The sequence below is a fragment of the Clostridiales bacterium genome (genome assembly GCA_017961515.1).
Lineage (GTDB): Bacteria > Bacillota > Clostridia > Acetivibrionales > RGIG10202 > RGIG10202.
In genome coordinates this window covers 1-22,627 of the sequence record JAGCXC010000091.1, presented here as the reverse complement: position 1 = coordinate 22,627, position 22,627 = coordinate 1, and the positions used below count along the sequence as shown (strand labels likewise).

General features: G+C 32.6%; 20 protein-coding genes and 1 tRNA gene. 15 read left to right on the top strand and 6 right to left on the bottom strand.

Annotated features, from left to right (window positions below; translation table 11 throughout):
• Nucleotides 1–63: 63 nt before the first annotated feature.
• Together J6Y29_06410 and J6Y29_06405 are read right to left on the bottom strand one after the other, a co-directional pair.
• A tRNA-Val gene (locus tag J6Y29_06410) sits at nt 64–139 on the bottom strand.
• A 301-nt stretch (nt 140–440) separates the two neighbouring features.
• Complete coding sequence (locus tag J6Y29_06405) at nt 441–794, bottom strand: hypothetical protein (GenBank protein ID MBP5427497.1); 354 nt, start codon at nt 792–794, stop codon at nt 441–443.
• 692 nt (nt 795–1,486) lie between these two features.
• Between J6Y29_06405 and J6Y29_06400 the strand changes: the two genes are divergently transcribed.
• The 8 genes from J6Y29_06400 to tgt all read left to right on the top strand — a co-directional run bounded on the left by J6Y29_06400 (nt 1,487) and on the right by tgt (nt 13,176).
• On the top strand, nt 1,487–3,829 hold the full coding sequence (locus tag J6Y29_06400; protein ID MBP5427496.1) for a hypothetical protein: 2,343 nt from the start codon (nt 1,487–1,489) through the stop codon (nt 3,827–3,829).
• Nucleotides 3,830–3,853: 24 nt separating this feature from the next.
• Entirely contained in the window at nt 3,854–5,296 is a 1,443-nt protein-coding gene (locus J6Y29_06395) for an ankyrin repeat domain-containing protein (GenBank protein MBP5427495.1), read from the top strand.
• A gap of 5 nt (nt 5,297–5,301) precedes the next feature.
• Nucleotides 5,302–6,231 (top strand): hypothetical protein, encoded by a 930-nt coding sequence (locus J6Y29_06390; GenBank protein MBP5427494.1) that lies wholly within the window; start codon nt 5,302–5,304, stop codon nt 6,229–6,231.
• Between the two features lie 5 nt (nt 6,232–6,236).
• Nucleotides 6,237–8,870, top strand: coding sequence for an ankyrin repeat domain-containing protein (locus J6Y29_06385; protein ID MBP5427493.1), 2,634 nt, complete (start codon nt 6,237–6,239; stop codon nt 8,868–8,870).
• Nucleotides 8,871–9,032: 162 nt separating this feature from the next.
• Nucleotides 9,033–10,190 carry an alpha/beta hydrolase gene (locus J6Y29_06380; GenBank protein MBP5427492.1) on the top strand — a complete coding sequence of 386 codons (1,158 nt, stop codon included), beginning with the start codon at nt 9,033–9,035 and terminating at the stop codon, nt 10,188–10,190.
• 59 nt (nt 10,191–10,249) lie between these two features.
• Nucleotides 10,250–10,684: a CBS domain-containing protein gene (locus J6Y29_06375; GenBank protein ID MBP5427491.1), complete on the top strand. Its 435-nt coding sequence runs from the start codon at nt 10,250–10,252 to the stop codon at nt 10,682–10,684.
• A gap of 320 nt (nt 10,685–11,004) precedes the next feature.
• On the top strand, nt 11,005–12,030 hold the full coding sequence (gene queA, locus J6Y29_06370) for a tRNA preQ1(34) S-adenosylmethionine ribosyltransferase-isomerase QueA (GenBank protein MBP5427490.1): 1,026 nt from the start codon (nt 11,005–11,007) through the stop codon (nt 12,028–12,030).
• A gap of 15 nt (nt 12,031–12,045) precedes the next feature.
• The gene (gene tgt / locus J6Y29_06365; protein ID MBP5427489.1) at nt 12,046–13,176 is read left to right on the top strand and encodes a tRNA guanosine(34) transglycosylase Tgt; all 1,131 of its coding nucleotides are present in this window, start codon (nt 12,046–12,048) and stop codon (nt 13,174–13,176) included.
• A 154-nt stretch (nt 13,177–13,330) separates the two neighbouring features.
• Here the strand turns inward: tgt and J6Y29_06360 are convergent, their stop codons facing one another.
• Genes J6Y29_06360 through J6Y29_06350 form a run of 3 tightly spaced genes read right to left on the bottom strand, consistent with a single transcriptional unit; the run spans nt 13,331 to nt 14,837 of the window.
• A complete protein-coding gene (locus J6Y29_06360; protein MBP5427488.1) occupies nt 13,331–14,035 on the bottom strand; it encodes a sigma-70 family RNA polymerase sigma factor in 705 nt (234 codons plus the stop codon).
• Complete coding sequence (locus tag J6Y29_06355) at nt 14,032–14,472, bottom strand: anti-sigma F factor (GenBank protein MBP5427487.1); 441 nt, start codon at nt 14,470–14,472, stop codon at nt 14,032–14,034. The genes J6Y29_06360 and J6Y29_06355 overlap by 4 nt, the downstream gene beginning before the upstream one ends.
• A 20-nt stretch (nt 14,473–14,492) precedes the next feature.
• Nucleotides 14,493–14,837, bottom strand: coding sequence for an anti-sigma factor antagonist (locus J6Y29_06350; GenBank protein MBP5427486.1), 345 nt, complete (start codon nt 14,835–14,837; stop codon nt 14,493–14,495).
• Between the two features lie 147 nt (nt 14,838–14,984).
• Here J6Y29_06350 and spoVAC point away from each other — a divergent pair, with 147 nt between their 5' ends.
• The 7 genes from spoVAC to J6Y29_06315 all read left to right on the top strand — a co-directional run bounded on the left by spoVAC (nt 14,985) and on the right by J6Y29_06315 (nt 21,390).
• Complete coding sequence (gene spoVAC, locus J6Y29_06345) at nt 14,985–15,425, top strand: stage V sporulation protein AC (protein ID MBP5427485.1); 441 nt, start codon at nt 14,985–14,987, stop codon at nt 15,423–15,425.
• A gap of 14 nt (nt 15,426–15,439) precedes the next feature.
• Entirely contained in the window at nt 15,440–16,453 is a 1,014-nt protein-coding gene (spoVAD, locus tag J6Y29_06340; protein MBP5427484.1) for a stage V sporulation protein AD, read from the top strand.
• Between the two features lie 11 nt (nt 16,454–16,464).
• Entirely contained in the window at nt 16,465–16,824 is a 360-nt protein-coding gene (gene spoVAE, locus J6Y29_06335; GenBank protein ID MBP5427483.1) for a stage V sporulation protein AE, read from the top strand.
• Nucleotides 16,825–17,056: 232 nt separating this feature from the next.
• Nucleotides 17,057–17,968 carry a sigma-E processing peptidase SpoIIGA gene (spoIIGA, locus tag J6Y29_06330; protein ID MBP5427482.1) on the top strand — a complete coding sequence of 304 codons (912 nt, stop codon included), beginning with the start codon at nt 17,057–17,059 and terminating at the stop codon, nt 17,966–17,968.
• A gap of 17 nt (nt 17,969–17,985) precedes the next feature.
• A complete protein-coding gene (gene sigE, locus J6Y29_06325; GenBank protein MBP5427481.1) occupies nt 17,986–18,726 on the top strand; it encodes an RNA polymerase sporulation sigma factor SigE in 741 nt (246 codons plus the stop codon).
• Nucleotides 18,727–18,822: 96 nt separating this feature from the next.
• On the top strand, nt 18,823–20,541 hold the full coding sequence (locus J6Y29_06320) for a proline--tRNA ligase (GenBank protein MBP5427480.1): 1,719 nt from the start codon (nt 18,823–18,825) through the stop codon (nt 20,539–20,541).
• Nucleotides 20,542–20,607: 66 nt separating this feature from the next.
• The gene (locus J6Y29_06315; protein MBP5427479.1) at nt 20,608–21,390 is read left to right on the top strand and encodes an SH3 domain-containing protein; all 783 of its coding nucleotides are present in this window, start codon (nt 20,608–20,610) and stop codon (nt 21,388–21,390) included.
• Between the two features lie 48 nt (nt 21,391–21,438).
• Here the strand turns inward: J6Y29_06315 and J6Y29_06310 are convergent, their stop codons facing one another.
• Nucleotides 21,439–22,341: an RluA family pseudouridine synthase gene (locus J6Y29_06310; protein MBP5427478.1), complete on the bottom strand. Its 903-nt coding sequence runs from the start codon at nt 22,339–22,341 to the stop codon at nt 21,439–21,441.
• Nucleotides 22,342–22,627 lie beyond the last annotated feature (286 nt).

The window sequence follows — 22,627 nt, the reverse complement described above, 5'->3', positions numbered from 1 at the left end:
ATTGAACCCCCGACCTGCTGATTACAAGTCAGCTGCTCTACCTGCTGAGCTACACCAGCAAAATGGTGGGCACTATAGGGCTCGAACCTATGACCCCCTGCTTGTAAGGCAGATGCTCTCCCAGCTGAGCTAAGCGCCCTCAACCACTACAATGAAAAGTATAGCATAAACAGTTATTGGAAGTCAAGGGGTAAAATAAAAAAATATATTTTTTTTGACATAAGATAATATTCAAAGTAAACGCACCCCATAATATAAAAAATGTTGCGTTTACTTTGAATATTGTCGTTTTTTAACAGTACAAGTTGCGCTAAAAAACATGTCCCAACTCAAAAAAATGGTAAAAGAAAAAGATAACAGCAAATATGAAGTTTGAATTTAAAAAAAATTTCTCATTTTAGCCAAAAGAGTTATAAATTTAACTAAAATGAGAAAAAATTCTAATTTGAATAAGAATATTTAGGATTTAAAATTACAATAATGTTTGTTACAAATAAACAAATTAACCCAATAATTAAAAAATATATGGTGTTATTACTAAGTCTATCAAATACATTAATATTGTAAATAGATTTAAATGATAGGGTTACAATTCCAAAAAATAAAAAATAAGCTAAGTTTAATGCATTTAAAGAAATATTTTGATTATTCTTTATATCAATTTTAGTCGCTATTAAAATTGTAGGGAATAAGCTAAAAATAATTAACCAAACAAAAATATTTCTAAAAGCAAAACCTATTAATAAGGAAATTACAAACAAAAACCCTATCAAGCTATTTATAAGTGCTAACATTAAAATTCCCCCTAAAAATTAATAAATTAATTAATACATGTTAAAGTAAAGAAACTTAATCAAATTATGTAGATGGAGGTATACCTCGAAATGATTTTTTTGTAGAACAATAATTACCAGTAAATAACATTTTCAACAACACGCCTTTCATTATTTCTTTTGAATAGTCAAATAATTTACATAATTTACATTAAAGACCATTTTTACATGAAAATTATACAATATGCATATTTTATTGTCAATACATTTTTTGTATTATTTTAGATATTTTAGGTTAAAAATGTAAAACATATCTGTTTTATAGATATGAATAAGTAATAGCTTAATTACTATATTTTTTGTAAAATGTAATTAAGCTATTGGCCTAAGACCTACACTTTATTTAAATAAATTAGCAAAAATGCAGAATTTTTGGGGTAATAGATAAGTTTTCTGAGTTTGGTGTTATATTGTTAAAAAGTAATTTATTAGAAGGTATGTTTGGCAACTTTAGTTTAAAAGTATTCGATTTTAATCGAGTAAGGATTCACAAATTTAAAAATATGATATATTATTAACAAAAATATATTTTTTTAATATATAGGAGAAGAACTTCATAGGCAAACTTTTTGTAAAGCGAAGGGTTGCTTTTTGGAGACTAATAATATAAAATGTTAGGCATATATGTTTTGAGAAAGAGAGGGAGTTTTGATATGGGTAAGAAAGAGGTAAAGAAGGAAAAAATTTTAGCGATGGGGAATTCAAGGCGTAGGAAGTCTATATCGAAAGCTGAGCTTAGGAATATATCATATAAAGATGAGGAAACTAGTGATGAAAGCGATAGTAATGATGACAGCGATATAGCTATGAATGAAATTGAAAGTAAAGGTAGGAATATCTTAGAGGATCCTAAGGTTAAGGCCGTTGTTGAGTCTATAAATAGATTGACAGAAGACAGTAATGTACCTAAGATTACAAAAGAGATACAAAAATTATTAGATTTAAAAGTATCGGACAGTGATATGTGTTGTCAGGTACTCAAACAAATTGCATGGGGAGATATAATACAGTGGGGTTTTAGAAGAAAAGATAATGGATTAAATATCATAACTGCAGCTGTAGGTATTTTATCTAAATATAAAATGATATTACAATTATTAGATATAAAGAATATACTAGTAAATAATATAGAGAATACAACAAGCATAAAGAAGTTTTTAGAAGGGCTAGAGGGAAATAAAGAATTATCTGAAGAAGAAAAAGATCAAATTGAAGCAATTTTAAACGAATATATTAAGCCAGCGCTTAAAGTTTTATTAGATAGAAATGATGAGGATATTAATAGTCAAACTGAAGAGTTGATGGATTATCTAAAAAATAAAAATACTTTTAAAAATATGATCAATGACCAAAGAAGAAAGAGGGGTTATAATAAAGACATTAAAACTAAAGAAATTGTTGATTTTATGTGGGATTTTGACAAGGCCTTAAACAAAGAATTAGTAAAGTATTTGTTGTTTAATTGTGAGGTTCTTAAAAATTGGTTAGATATATGTGTTGGTAAGACAGAAAAAGAGACTATAGAAAAGAAGAAGAAGGTATTAGGCAAGTTGGTATTAAAATCAATAGAAGAAAGCCAAAGGTTTAGTTTGTTAAGTATTTTATTGCGTTTGGATGATTTAGATAAAGATATGACTGAAAGTTTGAATTTAAATATGGATAGTATGCGTGAAAAAATAGCAAAGGATTTCCTCATAAACAAATATGAAGAAAAAGCATATTTATTTGAGAAAGAGTATATGGAAACTCTAAAAGAAGAGTGTATACAAGTTTTTGAAGAAGCTAAAATAATAAGAAAAAATATGGAAGAGTGTAAAGATATATTTATAGATAAATTGTTAAGTGATCCTCAAATTAAAAATAGATTATTTAATGCTAGCCATGAAGAAGTGGTAAAAGCGTTATTTGAGAAGAATATGGATGACGGAGAAAGAGAAATTAAGCCACAAAAACAGGAAACTAAAGAGGATCGCGAAAAAAGAATATTAAATGATATATGTACAGAAGAAATGGGTAAATACTGTGAAATATTATTGGATGCTCTTTTAAAAAATGCAAAAGAAGAATTAGTTAAAAAATTTGATGAATTAAAAAGTGGCGAAGAAAAGGGCTTAAGTAAAGAAGTAGCAGTTATGTTATTATTAGATTCAATCAGAAAATTTGGCGGGTATAAATTAGAAGATAATTTGAGCTTATTAGAGGAAGTAGTAAGGAAAATTGACAAAGATGCAGACTGGAATTCTATGTTGTCATCTATAATAAAATCAGGAGATGAAAAGGAATTAGAGGTATTTTTTAAGGCTATTAGAGAAAGAAAAGATAATGAAGATATTATTGAATTTTGTATAGATTGGGAAGAATTAATATTTGTGGCGTATGATATAAGAAGAGAAAATATGATAGATCCCCTATTAAGAAGTAGTCAAGAAATATTTAAAAAAGATTGGGAAGCAAGTGTGGTTAGAGAGTATGAGAAAAAGTATGGAGATGTATTAAAGTATTTGTTAGAGGAGTACAAACACAATAATATTGTGGGAGAGGATTCTTTATTTGAAAAAACAAATCGTATAGTATATAATAGGACAATAAAATATATGTTGCGTCAGAAATCATATGTGAGAAAGTTTTTGGATAAATTTGAAGGGACAGAAGAGCTTAAAAAGTTTTGTGAAGAAAATAACATTGATATAAACAGAGACGCTACATATAAAGCATTGAAATATGAAATAGAAAATTCGAATAAAGTAGTGTCACGTTCGAATAATGGTAAAAAAGTTGTTATGATAAAGAGAAGAGATACTAATTTGCAAAAAAATAGAGGACAATTTACGCCTAGAAGTAGGGTACAAGCACAAACAGTGCAAGATGTTTTTAAACCTCAAAAAAAAGTAAGCAAAACGGATGCTAAGAGTAAAGTTCAAGTATCAAGAGTACAGAGCTTGAAGCAGAAAGGAAAAGAAGCGGATAGTAGCAACTATGGATTTAGAGGCAAATAGAGAGTAGAAAGGACAGAAGTTAAGATGGTTGAAAGTTTCTTGGATGTGTGCAGAGAAGGTAACTTGCAATTTATAAGAAGGTTTTTAGAAACCAGGGAGAGTATTATTGATATTAGGAATAAAGAACAAAAGACAGCGTTAATGGTTGCATGCGAGAGAGGACAAGTAGAAGTTGTTGATTTGCTGATTAAGCATGGTGCTTGTGTAAATTCCATATGTTATAATCTAACGCCTCTCATGTTTGCGATTGAGTCAAATCATATAGATATTGTGAAAAAATTAATAGAAAAAGGTGCAGAGATTAATTATCAGAATGAAATGGGCTGGACTCCTTTGATGTACGCATCTAGATGCGGACATAGTGTCATTATTAAAATGTTAATAAATAACGGGGCTGAGGTTAGAGGAGGAAGTGGTTATACTCCACTAATGATTGCGGCAAAATACGGAAATATTGAAGCTTTGGATATTCTGCTTGATTATGGGGTTAATGTAGATGAAGAAGACGAAGATGGTAGTACTCCACTAATAGAGGCTATTAAAAATAAAAATAGTGAGATCGCAATGTTATTGATTAATAATGGTGCCAATATTAATGCTAGGGCACGTAGCGAAAATGAAAGTTTTAATGCACTAGGATTTGCTTGTAGTAGAGGATTAGAAGATGTTGCAGTAGAGTTAATAAAAAGAGGTGCTGATATTAATTATGCGGGAATAGAGTACGAATCTCCTCTTGTGGTAGCGTGTAGTTTTGGAAAGGGAAGAATTGCAATAAAGTTAATTGAAATGGGTGCCAAGCTAGAAACATCTTTAATAGAGATCCCAAGACCATTTGTGAATGGAAATCTTTTAGCTAGACAAGAAAGAGAAGAAGATGGAGGACTTCGTAAATTTAATAGAGCAATGTGGGGGTACGTATCGGATAGATTAAACAAAATTTACTTAGATATTATGACTCTAAGTGTTTCATTTAAAGAAAGCGAGACTTTGCGATTTGAGAGAGCATGTCGTCAAATTTTTCAATTAAAGCATGACCTTAGCGTAATCAAAAAATTTATCATTGATAACAATATAGAAAGTATAGATTTAGATAAGATAGATGAGTGGCAAAGAGGACTTATAAACACCTGTTGCGACTATTTATTTAACAATATGGTGAAAGTGCAAGTATCTATTGAAAGAGCATGTGGAGTTTCTAATAAAAAAGATATTGCTAAATTTATAAGTGCGAGTATAAAATTTTCGTGTTTACAGGATAGATTGTTAATAGCTGAAAGAAATGCTATTGGAAAAGAGGCAAGGGAGAGATTATGGGAATATAGAAATAATTTGTCAAATTTAGGCATAAGATTAATTCTTATTTCAAGACAGATCAATGATTATAGGTCGAAAAAACGCAGTAAAGAAGATATAAGAAATAAGAATGTGATATTAAATAAAAATAAAAGACTGATATTGGAAAGGTGAAAGTTATGGATTGTATTTCTGGGAATCATAAGGCTGGAAGAGTAGTGATAAATTATGCAAGTTCTTGTAGAGAAGAAGAACTTTTTTATGCGTGCCATAATGGGGATAGTGAGCTTGCGATGGAGTTGATTGAACAAGGAGCAGATATTAATGCAAAAGAATTAGATGAAGGTGTGGTAGTAGGTGATTTTTTTTCTTGTGCATGTAAAAATGGTTTGATAGAGGTTGTGTCAAAAATGATTGATATGGGAGTTGACGTAAATAGTGGAGGACTTAAGAATTTTTCTCCAATTGTAGAAGCGTGTAAAAATGGTCATATTGATGTTGTTGTAAAGTTGGTTGAGAGTGGTGCAAGGATTGAACCAATGTCAATAAAAGAAGGAACAGAGGAATTTAAAAAGATAGTTCAATCTAGAATTTGTGATTTTGAGGTTAGTATAATTAAATATTTTTTTACTGGCCTTAGGGATATACGAAATCTCATTTATCGGGATGAAGATGCTTTGGTTATTAGAAAAATTTCACAATTAGAGCATGAACTTGTTGTGTTAAAAGAATTTACTTGTGATTGGAATATGAAAACATTAACCAAGAAATCGATAGAGAGATTACAGAGTGAAATAAAGAGTGTAGGCTGTGAGTATTTATTAGGTGATGTATCAGAGACATTAAAGATGTTAGAAATGGTTTCTGGAAGAGGGGAAGGATTAGCTAGAATTGCAAATGCTAGCCGCAGATTTTCTCGTGTTCAGAAAAAATTGAAAATAGCGATGGGAATGGCCACAAGTGAAGAGATGAAAAAAACACTGACATGTTGTCAAGATAGGTTGTCGGTGGCGTTTACGAAACAGTTATACATATCTAGAGAGCTGGATAGTAAGCAGAAAAGGCAAAATATAAAAAGCCATGATAAGAACGAGGAAATGGGAAGGTGAGATTTATGAAGCATAGGGTTGAATTTTCTGAAGATAAAAATGATGATGATAACGGGATTAATGAGAAATATAGAAAGAAAGTTAGGCTTTTAATGCGTTATTGTGAAAAAGGAGAAGCGGAAAATGTGCGTAAATTAATTAAACAGGGTATTAATGTGGAGTGCAGAGATAAAAGATTTATAACTCCTCTTATGGTGGCATGTTTAAATGGGCGTACTGGAGTAGTTAAGATATTAATAGAGCAAAAGGCAGATCTTGATGCAGTAAATAAAGATGGATGGACTCCTCTAATGATAGCTTGCCAATATGGTTATAAAGAAATTGTTGATTTATTAATACAAAATGGAGCAAATATTCATGACACAAATGAAAATAGGGATACGCCATTGATGATTGCTTGTAAATCTGGTTTTGTTGATATTGTTAAAATATTATTAGAAAATGGAGCTAATGTGAATGCTAAAAATGTAAGAAATTGTACGGCGCTAATGAAGGCTTGTGGCGCGGGATCTGTTGAAATTATTTCCCTGTTAATAGAAAGTGGAGCTAAGATTAATATAAAAGATTGCGATGGAAATACAGCATTTATGAGAGTGTGTAATTGGGGCTTTGTTGGAATTGCAGGAAAGTTGTTAAAAAATGGGGCTGAGGTTAATATAACAAGCCGGAAAAGAAATACAGCATTAATGATGGCATGTTGTTCTGGTTCAATTGATATTGTACGGATGTTATTGAAAGAAGGAGCAGATATTAATATTGGAAACTGTGAAGGTATCACAGCGTTAATGATAGCTTGTGAATTTAATTTTACTGAAATCGTGTTGGAATTAATAAAAAATGGAGCAGACATTAATGCAAGGGATAGTAAAGGAGATACAGCGTTAATAATGGCATGCCGATCTGGATCAATTGATATTGTACGGATGTTATTGAAAGAAGGAGCAGGTATTAATATTGGGAACTGTGCGGGTATTACAGCGTTAATGGTAGCTTGTGAATTTAATTTTACTGAAATTGTGTTGGAATTAATAAAAAATGGAGCAGATACTAATGCAAGGGATAGAAAAGGAGACACAGCGTTAATAATAGCATGTCATTTGGGTTTGGTTGATGTTGTTAGAATGTTGATTGAAAATGGAGCGGATATTAGTGCAAAAAATAGCAGAGGATGGACTCAATTGATGATAGCTTCCCAATATGGGTATACAGATATAGTGGATGTATTAATGGAAAAAGGAGCATTAGTTGACGTAGAAGATGGAAAAGGATGTACAGCGCTTGGTATTGCAGTTGTATGTAATCATAGAGATACAGTTATAAAATTGTTAAATCGTGGAGCAAGAGTGGATATAAGGGGAGATTACGACAATATTATTACAGATGAAGACTGTATGGGAATAGGTACAAAAGAGAAAATTTCTCCGCTTGTAATTAGTGTTATTTGTGGGTATAAAGATATTTTAAAAGAATTGATTAGTAGAGGAGCTAATGTTGAAGTTGATTTTGAAGGACGTCCTATATTGTACGAAGCTTGCTTTGGTGAGAAAGAAGAAATTGCACAAGAATTATTAGAAAATAGCAATTATGGTATTGGGTATGAAGATGAAATTGATGGATCAACGCCGTTAATAGGAGCATGTTTACAAAAACATAGTGAACTTGCTAAGGAGTTAATTAATAAAGGTACCAATATTCATGCGCAAGTTGTAAATAATTATGTACCAGTGGGTAACGTATTTTATCATGCATGTCTAAAAGGGATGGATGAAGTTGTTATGATGTTGTTGGAGAGAGGGGTTGACATTAATTATTCGGGAGCTATATACGATTCTCCGCTTACAGCAGCATGTTCGAGTACTAATAAAGGGCTTGCAGTAAAATTGATTGAAAGAGGTGCTACTATTGATCCTAAACCACTTGATCAAGCACTAATAAATCGCATTAGAGATGTACGTGAAATGGAAATAGGTGATTATAGGGGATTAAGATATGATAAATTTGTTAAATCTATGCATACCCACTTAGTTGAAAGTTTAAATCAAATAGAAATTAATTTGATAGATAAAAGGGCTGTCAGTGAAAAAATTTTTCAATTAAGGCATGAGCTAGAAGTACTAAAAAAATTTATAAGTGAAGCTAATATAAATGAGGAAAAGCTTAGTAAAAATTTTGTAGAAGAAATTGAGAATCAATTACCAGATTTAAGTTACAAATGTATAGATAATTTGTATTATAATGCTAAACTATTAGGGAAAAATGTAAACGATATATATAACCTTTCTGATATGGGATTAAAAAAGAAAAAGATTATAAATGCGTGGTTAATTTTTTCAGAATTAGAACATGAATTAGATGAAGCAAAAAAAAATTATATTTCTAAAGAATTAAAGTGTAGGATAGATTATTGTGAAGATATGTTATCATCAATATGTGTACAATGGGTATACATATTAAAAAATTCGGGAATTAAAATTAATAATTGTATAACAAGAAAGATAAATAGCAGGGATGGTGAGAGCTCAGTGAAAGAAATAAAACAAACAGGAGTAAAAATTGATAGCGTAAATTTTAATAAAAAAACATCAAGAATGGTGTTGCGAAAGGTAAGGGTTACTCTAAATAGACAAATTTTTTTATGAGTTCATAAAATAACTTTTATTAGGAGGTTTAAGTTGAGATTTGTTGAATAATAGCTTTTAGATGTGAGAGAATGGATTAGTTGAAAACGTATTGTAAAAAAGATGATAATATGATACTATTTGACATAGGGGAAAAGAGTAGCTAAAACAGGAGGCATCAAAGTGTTTAACAAATTAAAGCCAATATTTGTGATACTGATAGCAACAATTATTGTGGTCGTGACAATACCATTTAAGAGCGTGGTGTTGCAGTTTGTGTCTGCGATGTTACATAATAGAGATTATATTCTAGATATTGGTACCATAAGTCCCAATGTCAAGTATGTTACGTGTGATCCCAAAAACAAAATATTCTTATTGATAACGGTTAGAGATTTTAGAGGGAATGTCGTACCTAGAGCTCGTGTTGATCTAAATGTAAGAGACGGCGTAGGTACAGTATCACAAAAACATGTAGTGACGGATGGTAATGGTGAGTGCATAGTGACATATATTCCTCCTAGTATAACAGATGATAGTGTGTCTCCACTTTTTGAAGGACAGGATTTGGACGCTTTAGTGTGTGCCAAATTATATAAAGGTAAAAAAGAAAAACAACTAAAGTTTGGAATAAGAAGAATACCTATAGTATATGTTCATGGTTATCAAGAAAACAAAGATATATTTAATAGCATGTCTAATTATTTTGAAGAGAAGGGCTATATAGGTGAATTTTTTAGTTATGATTCAAGCCAGAAGGTGGAAAACAATGCAAAGGATATAGCAAAGTTTTTGGAAGAGCTAAAAATGAAATATTTAAATGAGGGCCTTAAAGTTAAGTCATTTGATGTTGTGTGCCACAGCATGGGTGGGTTGGTTGTTAGGTATTATACATGTAGTAGTTTATATTGGGAGGCAAATGATATAAACAAGATTGTATTTATATCGACGCCCCACAAAGGTTCACCTGTTGCACAAATAGGGATTAGTTTATATGATGACGATGGAGTGAAAGATTTAGAACCAGAAGGTGAGTTAATAGGGGAAAAATTTCCGAGTATGTTCAATAAGGGATTAAATAATAAAATAGAGACATTAAACATGCTTGGTCAATATGATGAAGTGGTTGCGTTTGATGCCGCGAGCTTAGATGAGTGGGGTATAAAAACGGAATTGTATAATGTGGGCGAAAACAATCTAACAATAAATAGCTTGTTGGATGGTTCTTTTATATCTGCAGAGAATCATAAAAATATTTTAAGCAATATGAAGGTATTTAAACGTATAGAAGAATTTTTAAATAGAAGAGAGAAAACGCCAATATATCTAAAACAAAAATGAATACATGTGCAATAATCTGGCAATACTTATCTTTAACAACGTATTAAGGAGGAATTGCTGTGAAGATAAAAGATGTTATGACAAAGAACGTAGCCTGCATAAGTCCGACATCCACTATAATAGAGGCAGCCAGATTAATGCAAAAGCATAATGTAGGAGTGATACCTGTTTGTGATGCAACTAAAATGGTGGGGATAGTTACAGATAGGGATATAGTAGTAAGAAATATAGCTAATGGAACTGGGGTAGATAAAGAGGTAAGAGATATAATGACAAGTGATGTAAAGACAGTGACTAAGGATATGGATGTGGAAGATGCTACTAATATAATGTCAGAAGCGCAAGTAAGAAGATTGCCAGTCTTAGAGGATAATAAAGTGATAGGAATGGTGTCCATAGGGGATATAGCAACAATAAACAATAGGTTGTTTCGTGAAGCAGGAGAAACATTAGGACATATATCAACTCCATCTAATCCTGATAATATGCGATAGATAGGAAAGTACGCAAAATTATGGCAGAGTCTATGGTGTTTTTGTAGTTCTGTCATATTTTTGGGTTGGACAAAATATAAAAAATATGATAATATAACCAGGAGATTTGGCGTGTTGTCAGATAGTTTTAGAAAATGGGTAGTATGAAAGAAAGTATTAAGGTAGATATAGGAGTAAGAATAATAGGTATGATGTTGGATGTAGACATGGCTTTATAAATATGGGTATATATTCATTCATTGAGTGTAGCTATGATTTTAGAAAATCGAAGAATAAGTAAGCACAAAGAATATCAATAGGAGAATAGAAGGAATAAATTTATGGAATTGAAGGATTTTTATTTTGATTTACCGCAAGATTTGATAGCACAAGAACCTATAAAAGATAGGCAAATGTCTAGGCTTATGGTGTTAGATAAAGAGAGTGGCCAAGTATCACACAAGATATTTAAAGATATTGTTGATTACCTGAAAGAAGGTGATGCCTTGGTGTTAAATGACACAAGGGTTATACCAGCAAGGCTTTTGGGTAATAGGGAGGATACTTTAGGCAAAATAGAGTTTATTTTATTAAAGAGAATAAATGCCGACATATGGGAAGTTATATTAAAGCCTGCGAGAAAGGCTAAAATAGGTGCGAGATTTACGTTTAGTGAAGGAAAACTTATAGCAGAAGTAATAGAGATACTAGATGATGGCAGAAGATTAGTTAGGTTTGAGTATGATGGGATATTTGAGAAAATACTAGATGAGGTGGGTAATATGCCATTACCTCCGTACATAACTAAAAGGTTGGAAGATAAAGAAAGATATCAAACAGTATACTCTAAACATAAAGGATCAGCAGCAGCGCCCACAGCAGGTTTGCATTTTACACTACCTTTGTTGGAAGAGATAAGAAAAAAAGGTGTTAATGTAGTGTACACGACTTTGCATGTTGGCTTGGGTACATTTAGGCCTGTTAAGACAAATAATATATTAGAACATAAAATGCATTCGGAGTATTTTAATATATCTAAAGAAGCATGTGATATTATAAATAGAACCAAGAGTAATGGAAAAAAAGTATTTGCGGTAGGAACTACAAGTAGTCGTGTTTTAGAAACGGCAACTAATGAAAATGGAGTTATAGAGCCAATGGCAGGTGAGACGAGTATATTTATTTATCCGGGGTATAAGTTTAAGATGGTGGATTCATTAATAACGAATTTTCATTTACCGGAGTCTACTTTGCTTATGTTGGTTAGCGCAATGGCGGGAAGAGAAAATATATTGAGTGCGTATAGCCAGGCTATACAGGAAAGATATAGATTTTTTAGTTTTGGAGATGCAATGCTTATAAATTAAGATAAGGAGATTGTTATGGAAGCAGCAGTTAAATATGAGTTAATAAAAGAGTGTAAACAGTCGGGAGCAAGATTAGGAAGGGTATACACAAAGCACGGAACATTTGAAACGCCAGTATTTATGCCAGTGGGGACGCAAGCAACGGTAAAGACAATGGCGCCGCATGAGATAAAACAGATAGGTGCAAAAATAATACTTAGCAATACGTATCATCTGTATTTAAGGCCTGGACATGAAATTATAAAAGAAGCTGGTGGGCTACACAAGTTTATGAACTGGGATGGGTCTATATTAACAGATAGTGGAGGATTTCAGGTTTTTAGTTTAAGTAAGTTAAGGGATATAACAGAAGAAGGAGTTGCATTTAGATCTCATATAGATGGATCTAAGCATTTTCTATCGCCAGAGAAAGCGATGGAGATACAAAATGCATTAGGATCAGATATAATGATGGCGTTTGATGAGTGTACACCGTATCCAGCAGATTATAAGTATGCAAAAAAATCGCTGGAGAGGACTATAAGATGGGCGAAGAGATGTATTGCTGCACATAAAAAGCCAGACACACAAGCTCTGTTTGGGATAATACAAGGTGGAATGTATAAGGATTTAAGACAACATAGTGTAGAGGAAATGACAAAGCTTGATTTGCCGGGGTATGCTGTGGGAGGCTTAAGTGTGGGAGAACCGGCCAGTCTTATGTATGATATGCTAAGTTATACAGTTCCGCTTATGCCGAAAGACAAACCTAGATATTTGATGGGAGTGGGTACACCAGATTATCTTATAGAGTCTGCAATAAGGGGTATAGATATGTGCGATTGTGTGCTGCCTACAAGGATAGGAAGAAATGGTACTGTAATGACAAGTAAAGGAAGGCTAGTAGTGAAAAATGCAAAGTATGCAAGGGATTTTGGACCATTAGATGATGAATGTGATTGTTATGTGTGCAAAAATTTTACTAGGGCATATATAAGGCATTTGTTAAAAGCAGGAGAAGTACTGGGATTAAGACTTACAACGTGGCACAACGTACATTTCCTTGTGAATCTTATGAAAAATGTAAGACAAGCTATACAGGATGATAGATTATTAGATTTTAGGGATGAATTTGCGAATAAGTATGGTAGCGAGTATCAAAGGTAGATAAGGAATAAATTATATATGAAGTAAAGGGGTACCAGAGGTTAGCCTGTTTATTAGTGCGAACCCACATTAGTGTGAAAAAAGCCCCTACCTTGGTATTGAAAATTTTAATAAAAATTTGAGATATAGGTAGGGGGAGGGTATTACATCAATATTATTGTAGATTATTTTGTTGTAAAAATTTTTTTATTTTACGAGAAATTTTAACTTGAGATGTGTCTAAAATTTTTGCAATTTGACATTGAGTTAATCCTCTTATAAATCTTAAGTATAGTATTTTTTTGTCAATGGGTGATAACTTTGATATTGCATCATGAAGCAGTATTTTATCTATCACGTTGTCTATTATATCGTATTCATTTGATGCTAGTTGATCTACAATAAAAGTTTCGCAAGTCCCATTGTCTATTGTCTGGTATATGTATTGAGGTGGGGTTAGAGCATCTAATGCAATTACTATTTGATCATAGCTTACATTGAGTTTTTTTGCTAGTTCGCTAATGGATGGTTCGTAACCACACGTTTTTAGTATATGTTCTTTTAGAGACATAATTTTCATATATAAAGTTTTATAGTTGCGACTTACCTTCACGGGACTGTTGTCACGTAGAGCTTGTTTTATTTCTCCCATAATTAGAGGTACTGCATATGTAGAAAATTTTATTTGACGAGAAGGATCAAAATTTTTTATTGCTTTGAATAGGCCGATGTTTCCCAATTGAATCAACTCCTCCATATCATATCCACGATTTAGAAATTTTTTTGCTAGCATAATAACTAAGCCTTTGTTATTTAAAAGCAATTTTTCAACGGCAGTAGCATCAGAGTTTATATGTTGTAGTAATTCTTCATTGCTCATGATGCAAAGTCCTTGTTTATTGTTTTATACATAGTTACAGTAGTGCCCTCTCCAGGCTTAGAATCTACAATGACGGAATCCATGAAAGTTTCCATTACTGTAAATCCCATACCAGAGCGTTCTAAGTTAGGCTTAGATGTAAAAAGAGGTTTTCTAGCTTCATTTATATCTTTTATACCGATTCCTTTGTCAGATATCTTTATTTCGACGCCACGATTAAACAATCGACAGTGCATGCGAATTAGTTTGTCGTCAGCATTTTCGTATCCGTGTATGATTGAATTAGTTACAGCCTCAGACACAGCAGTTTTTATGTCAGCTAGTTCGTCCAAGGTCGGATCAATTGAGGCGACAAATCCTGCAGTGACAATTCTGGCAAAACTTTCGTTATTGGACTTGCTTAAAAATTCTATTTTCATTTCATTAATCAATTGCATTAGAATTTCTCCTTTTAAAGTTACATAGTTTTAATAGCTTCATCAATATTTTCATATGCGTTTACTAATTGTAAAATTCCAGATAGTTCAAGAATTTTGCGAACAGAGTTAGAAAGGTACACAAGAGCAGTTTTCCCTTGAAGTTTTTGTATTTCTTTTATTCGTCCAACTAATATTCCAATACCGGAGCTGTCCATAAATGTTAGTTGCTCCATGTTAAAAATAAGATTTTTGGTGCCAGCTTTTATGAGTTCGCACGCAAGCTTTCTTTTGACGTATTCGCAAGAATGGTGGTCTAGTTCACCGCATAGGTGTACAATTAATGTGTTGCCGCGTTTTAAAAATTTTATCTTCACGAAAAACATCCTCCCATATGTAAAAATACAAGCTACACTAACTTTTATACAACAGATATGTCTATATATTTTGTAAATTTTTAGCATACAGTTAAAAATATTTTGCGTGTTAAAATACTGTACAAATGGGAAAGATAAAAAAAGGAGGGAGAGAAAATGAGTAATAAATTTACAAATAAAGAATATCAAGATTATATATACACCATTTCACCTAATTCAAAGATAGTGATAAATGTGTTACATGCTTTTTGGGTTGGTGGTACTATATGCGTAGTTGGTCAGTTTATAACAAATTTAATAGAAAAAACAGGTGCATCAAAAGAGATAAGTAGTGGAGTTACTACATTAATTATGATATTAATAGGAGCAATTTTAACGGGACTTAATGTGTATCATAAGATAACCAAGTTTGCTGGAGCAGGATCTATCGTGCCTATAACGGGCTTTGCCAATTCCATAGTGGCGCCTGCTATTGAATATAAAAATGATGGATATGTTATGGGTGTTGGTGCTAAGATGTTTAGTATAGCAGGTCCAGTATTGGTATATGGTATAACGTCGTCAGTTATAGCGGGAATAATATATTATTTAATTTAAAAGGTGGTAAAAATATGACCAAGAGAGTGGGCAAACAAACAGTAGCGTTAAAAAATCCTCCTAGTATAGGTGCATATTCTAGTACAGTTGGTCCCAAAGAGGGACTAGGGCCTTTAAGAAGATATTTCGATAATATAATAGAAGATGAGATGTTGGGAGAGAAAAGCTGGGAAAAGGCAGAGAGTAAGATGCTTAAGATGAATCTTGATAATCTTTTGAAGAAGGCCAATAAAAATTTTAGCGACATTGATTATATATTTACAGGAGATTTGTTAAATCAGTGTGTAGCATCAAATTATGCCCTAAGAGATAGCAAGATTCCATTTTTTGGGCTCTATGGTGCATGCTCAACAATGGCGGAGGCGATAAGTTTGGGTGCTATGGTGGTGGACGGAGATTTTGCGCAAAGTGTGGTGTGTATGACGTCTAGCCATTTTTGTGCAGCTGAGAAGCAGTACAGGTTCCCGCTAGAGTTTGGCACACAAAGGACTCCAACAGCTCAGTGGACAGTAACAGGTACAGGCGGGGTTATTTTAGATAAGCAGGGGATTGGGCCATATGTGACACATATAACTACTGGTAAAATAATTGATTTAGGAATAAAGGATGCAAATAACATGGGAGCAGCTATGGCACCGGCAGCAGCAGATACAATTATAAACCATTTTAGGGATCTAGGGCTAAAGGATGATTATTATGATATGGTTATAACTGGGGATTTAGGAAAGATTGGATCAAATGCTTGCGAGGACATATTGGGGGGAGAAGGATTAAACATAGGTGATAGACTAAAAGATTGTGGTAAGTTAATTTTTGATACAGAAAAATCGGATACACATGCAGGCGGAAGCGGATGTGGCTGTTCTGCATCAGTTTTGACAAGTTATATCTTAGAAGAAATGTCAAAGTGCAATATAAATAAAATTCTATTTGTAGCCACAGGAGCACTTTTAAGCCCAGAGATGTTGCTACAAGGTGAGTCTATACCAGGGATAGCACATGCGATTAGTATAACAAACAATATATAGAGGTGATTTTGATGCAGGAGTACGTACTTACTTTTTTAATAGGTGGATTAATATGTGCGATAGGGCAAGTGTTGATAGACAAAACGAAACTCACACCAGCAAGAATATTAGTTATATTTGTTACAATGGGAGTATTTTTAACACTAATGGGTGTATATCCAAAGATAGTAGAGATTGGTGGAGTAGGTGCTACTATTCCACTAACGGGGTTTGGCTATAATCTAGCGAAAGGAACATTTAAGGATGTAGATAGATATGGGATATTGGGTGCATTTTCAGGTGGAGTAAAAAATAGTGCGATAGGGATAACTGCGGCAATTATATTTGGATATTTAGTATCGATAGCATTTTCCCCTAAAGCAAAAAGATGATGCTTAGCACATGCGCACAAAATGACAAATTTTCCATGATATAGGAGTATATAATGTATATATCTTAGTCGGAGATGTCTTTCTATTTGTAAACAGTAAGAGGTAAAGACTCGACTTAGGTTTAACACTAATGTGCACGGATGTTAATATGTACTTTGTGCTACTTTAAGTGTATTCACATCTGGCACACAAAATTGACTAAAAATAAGTCAAACTCACTAGGAGGATAGAAGTGGATATATACGTGGATATACTGTTCATGGAAAATTTGTTGGCAAATTACATAATATTATTACTTACTAAGAGAATCTTAAACAAAAGTGTGCTGTCCATGAGGTTATTGTTGGCTGGGATTGTGGGCGCCTTATATGTAGTTTTAATGATAATATTTCCCAATATAGACATATTGTGTACAGCTATGTGCAAAGTATTATTGTCAATTATTATGGTATGGATAGCGTTTTCACCAATAAATGTGAGCGAATTTTTTAAGTGCGTTTGCATTTTTTTTGTTGCGACCTTTGTTTTAGCGGGAGGAATGTTTTTCTTTATTTACCTTAATAAAAGTGGTGGAATAGTGAAAAATGGAGTAGTGTATATGTTCTGGAATTCAAAAAACTCTTTATTTATAAAATCTGTACTAACTGTGAGTTTGATATTAAAAGTCATACTAGATTATATAAAGACCAAGAGCGTAAAAGAAAAGCTTATAGTGCCTATAGATATAGGTTTTGATAATAAGGGAGTAAGCGTAAATGCTCTTTTGGATACAGGAGCAAGTTTAAGTGATCCTTTAAGTGATAGGCCAATACTTGTGGCGGAATTTAGATCAGTACGGGATTTGTTGCCCCCCGAGGTACAAAATATATTTTATAAATCTATGAGTGATGATTTAGAGTTTGTGACAGATACTATGCTTGGATCGAAGTGGTTTAGAAGATTTAGATTAATTCCATTTAATTCGCTAGGGAAGAAAAATGGGATGTTATTGGGATTTAAAGCGGATAATATAAAAATTACGAACAAAGAGAATACAAAAGAATTTACAAATGTAGTGGTTGCAATATATGAAGAAATTTTAACAAGCAGTAATTCCTATGAAGCACTAATAGGGTTAGAATTATATAATATGCTTACACAATAGTAAAGGAGTGAAATAATATGGGGAAAGTTGTAATCAACAAAAGTATTGGACTAAGGGAAATTGTGTTAGGAGTGTATGTATCAGTTATAAGGAAGATAAAACGAGTAGTGGATATTTATTATGTTGGTGGTAGTGATATATTGCCGCCACCGCTATCAAGTGATGAAGAGGGGAGGCTTTTAAAAAAACTTTCTAGCGATAATAAAAGCGTTAAATCAATATTAATAGAAAGAAATTTGCGATTAGTTGTGTATATAGCTAGGAAATTTGAAAATACGGGAATAGATGTACAAGATTTGGTGTCAATAGGAAGTATAGGATTAATAAAAGCTATAAACACGTTTAGACCCGATAAGAACATAAAATTAGCAACATATGCATCAAGATGTATAGAAAATGAGATACTTATGTATCTTAGAAGAAATAGCAAATTAAAATCTGAAATATCAATAGATGAACCACTAAATGTTGATTGGGATGGGAATGAGTTATTACTGTCAGATATATTGGGAACTGATGATGATGTAACTCATAAAAAGATAGAGGATGAAGTGGAAAAGGAATTATTAAATACAGCAATGCAAAAATTGACGAATAGGGAAAAAAGAATAATGGACTTGCGTTTTGGCTTATCCAATGGCTATGAGAAAACGCAAAAAGAGGTTGCAGATATGCTTGGGATATCGCAGTCTTATATATCGCGTTTGGAAAAAAGAATAATAGCAAGGCTTAAAAAAGAGATAAATAAAATGCTCTAAAGTGCCCTCACATTACGAAAGAAAATTTGACAAAAGGGAGAAAAGAAAGTATTATAGTGATGTAAATTTTAGAGGGTTTAAGGGGGAAGCGTTTTTATGAAGATGTCTGACATGTTTGTACCAACATTACGAGAGACACCAAAAGAAGCAGAGATAGCGAGTCACAAACTTATGTTAAGGGCAGGAATGATGAGAAAGGTAGCGGCTGGTATATATGGTTTTTTGCCGCTTGGTGTGCGTTCGTTAGAGAAAATTAAGAAGATAGTGCGGGAGGAAATGGAAAAAGCGGGCGCATGTGAATTGCTCATGCCGGCATTACTTCCTTCTGAAGTATATAGAGAATCTGGACGTTGGGATATATATGGGGCTGATATGTTTAAATTGCGGGATAGGAATGAACGTGATTTTTGTTTAGGACCAACGCATGAGGAGATATTTACAACTACAGTTAGGCAGGAGGTAAAGTCCTACAAGATGTTGCCTATTACGTTGTATCAGATTCAAACAAAGTATAGAGATGAGAGAAGACCTAGGTTTGGGGTTATGAGATCTAGAGAATTTATCATGAAGGATGCTTATAGCTTTGATAGAGATGACACTGGTTTGGATATGTCTTATCAAAAAATGAAGAAAGCGTATGAAAAAATTTTTGAAAGATGTGGGTTAGATTTTACCACAGTTGATGCAGATTCAGGAGCAATAGGTGGATCGGGATCACAGGAATTTATGGTTAAGTCTGAAGTAGGAGAAGACTTAATAGCTTGTTGTGATGCATGTAATTATGCTGCAAATATAGAGAAAGCTGTGTGCGTGCCAGACGAAGCTTGTGATATTACTGTAGAATTAAAAAATGTGGAACTAGTTTATACACCGGATTCTAGAACAATAGAGGAGCTTACAAAATTTTTTGGATGTAGTCCAAAGGAATTTGCGAAGACTCTTATATATAAAGCAGATCAAAAATTTGTTGCGGTAATGGTTCGAGGAGATAGAGAGCTAAACGAGGTCAAATTAAAGAATTATTTAAATTGTATAGATTTAGAGATGGCAAGTGCAGAAGATGTGGAAAGGATAACAAAAGCAGAAGTGGGTTTTGCAGGGCCAATAGGGCTAGATGGAGTACAGTTAATTGTAGACAATGAAGTTGTCAAAATGAGAAATTTTGTTGTTGGAGCCAATAAAACAAAGCATCACTTAAAAAATGTAAATTACGGTAGAGATTTTAGTGCTGATGTTGTCATGGATATAAGAACAATTACTAATGGAGATGTTTGCCCTAAGTGTAAAGGTAAAATAAAATTAATAAGAGGTATTGAGGTAGGACATATATTTAAGCTTGGAACAAGGTATAGTAAGGCTTTGGAATGTAAATATCTAGATGAAGATGGCAAAGAGATACCAATGATTATGGGGTGTTATGGCATAGGTATCAATAGAACATTAGCGTCAGCAATAGAGCAAAATCATGATGAAGATGGTATAATATGGCCAATTGCTATTGCGCCTTATCATGTTGTTGTTGTGCCAGTTAATGTAAAAGATGAGACACAATATCAACTAGCCGAGAAGATATATAATGAATTAGCTAATAAAGGTGTTGAAGTTGTTTTAGATGATAGAAATGAGAGACCAGGTGTTAAATTTAAGGATTGTGATTTGATAGGATATCCTGTTAGAATAGTTGTGGGTAAAAAAGCAAATGAAGGAATAGTTGAATTTAAATTAAGAGAAGAAAAGGAAAAAAGTGAGTTGTCATGTAGTGATGCTATAGATAGAGCATATGATATAATATCTGGTGCATTAAAAGACACATAAGTGATTAAAACTAATAATTATTGTCAATAATAAATGTGAATTCATAATAACTGGAGGGTTAGAAGAATGAGAAGAAAATTCATATTTATTATTTTAGTAATTTGTTGTTTATTTATAGGAGCAACGTGTATTGGTGTAAATACCTCGTCGTATGCGGAAAATCAAGATAAATTTGATATGATGAGTTTTGAACGAGCAGTAGTGATGCCGGATGGATTGAATGTAAGATGTGGTCCGTCGACTAGATATCCAGTCGTAACTATTTTGGTAAAAGGTGAGAGTATAAATGTACTGGGAAGAGTAGGCGATTGGTATGCCATATATGAACCTCTTAATGCGTATAGTGGATTTGTGTACGGTAAATATTTAAATATAGGTGATGAAAATACACCAGAGATAATTATTAAACCAACGACGACTCCAAGTATTACGCCTACTGTTACACCTGTAGCGGAAAAAGTGAGTGTTACAGATGAAGAAAAAAGATTATTGGATTTAGTGAATAAAGCAAGACGTGAAGCAGGTTTGTCAGAGCTGAGTTTTAAGGGGAATTTAAGAAAGTGTGCAATAGCCAAGGCAAAGGATATGGTTGACAAAAATTATTTTGATCATGAATCACCAACATATGGATCGCCATTTGATATGATGAGGCAGTTTGGAATATCGTTTAGAAGTGCTGGTGAAAACATTGCGGGAAACCAAAGTGTTGAAGGTGCTTTCAATGCTTGGATGAATTCGACGGGACATAGAGAAAATATACTAAACAAAAATTTCAACTATGTGGGGTTTGGTATAGTAGATAGTCCTGTGTATGGGAAAATATTAGTGCAGCAATTTATAGGAGTATAGACAAATAAAAGGTCAAGAAGGCGATGAGAAGCCCCTTGACTTTGTTTTTTAGACGAAATTTGGGACAACTTCAAAGACTTTGTTGTTTAGATACGATAGATGATTATTATCACTAAATTTAAAAATTACTTTATATGCCCACAAAGCTTGAAATTTGTATGAAAATTGTTTATTTATTTTATTCATACCATATTTACCATCTCCTATAATAGGAAGACCAATATGTGACATATGTGCTCTTATTTGATGAGTGCGTCCAGTCAATAATTCTATTTCCAACAAAGAAGTATTTTGTGATGTTGATAATAGTTTGTAGCGAGTTATTATTTCTAGAGTATTTTTAGAAGGAGTATCTTTTATAAATACACGACTTAATTTTTTGTTTTTGAATAAATATCCATGAAGAGTGGCTTTCTTATTATGAGGATTGCCATATACTAAACATTTGTAATATTTTTTTATTTCGTTATTTTTTATTTTGTTGGTCAATAAATCTAATGTTTGTATATTTTTAGCAATAAGTATAAGACCTCCAGTATTTCTGTCTAAACGATGACACAACATAGCGTTAGGCAGGGCCAAATTTTTGCGTATAATGTTAATTAGTGTGTAATTGTCATTAGTTGAATCGTTGTGTACAGAGATACCTTGCATTTTATTCACAATTAGAAGATTATCATCCTGATATACTATGTCAAAGAAGTGCGACATATCAGAATTTTCTGTTTTACCAAACAAAATAGCATCTATTATATATATAGAAACCACATCGCCTGAAGCGACAATATAAGATGATTTGCAATGATTGCCATTTACTCTAATGTCTTTTTTTCTAAATGCCTTACAAAGTGAATTATAAGACAATTTGGGAAACAACATAGATATTACCTTATCAAGTTTTTTGTTTTCATACTTTTTATCAATTATAATTTTTTGCACAACATCCTCCATATTTGAATTTTAAATTATGTAGCTAATAATCGATTTTTAAAAATACTTATTAATCTTTGGATTAGTGTACCATAATTTTTTATTTAACACAACAAGATGATATTTCGCGATAAAGGAAGATAAAAAGAGGAATTTATATGTAACGGAGACTTAAATTGATATAACCGATCAATATAGTAATTATATTCCCTTGCACATAAGGTGTAAAAGATGATATAGTACTAGAGCAGTCGAAAGACGGCAGAGGAAATGGACATTGAAAAGTAAACAGTATAAAGATAATCAT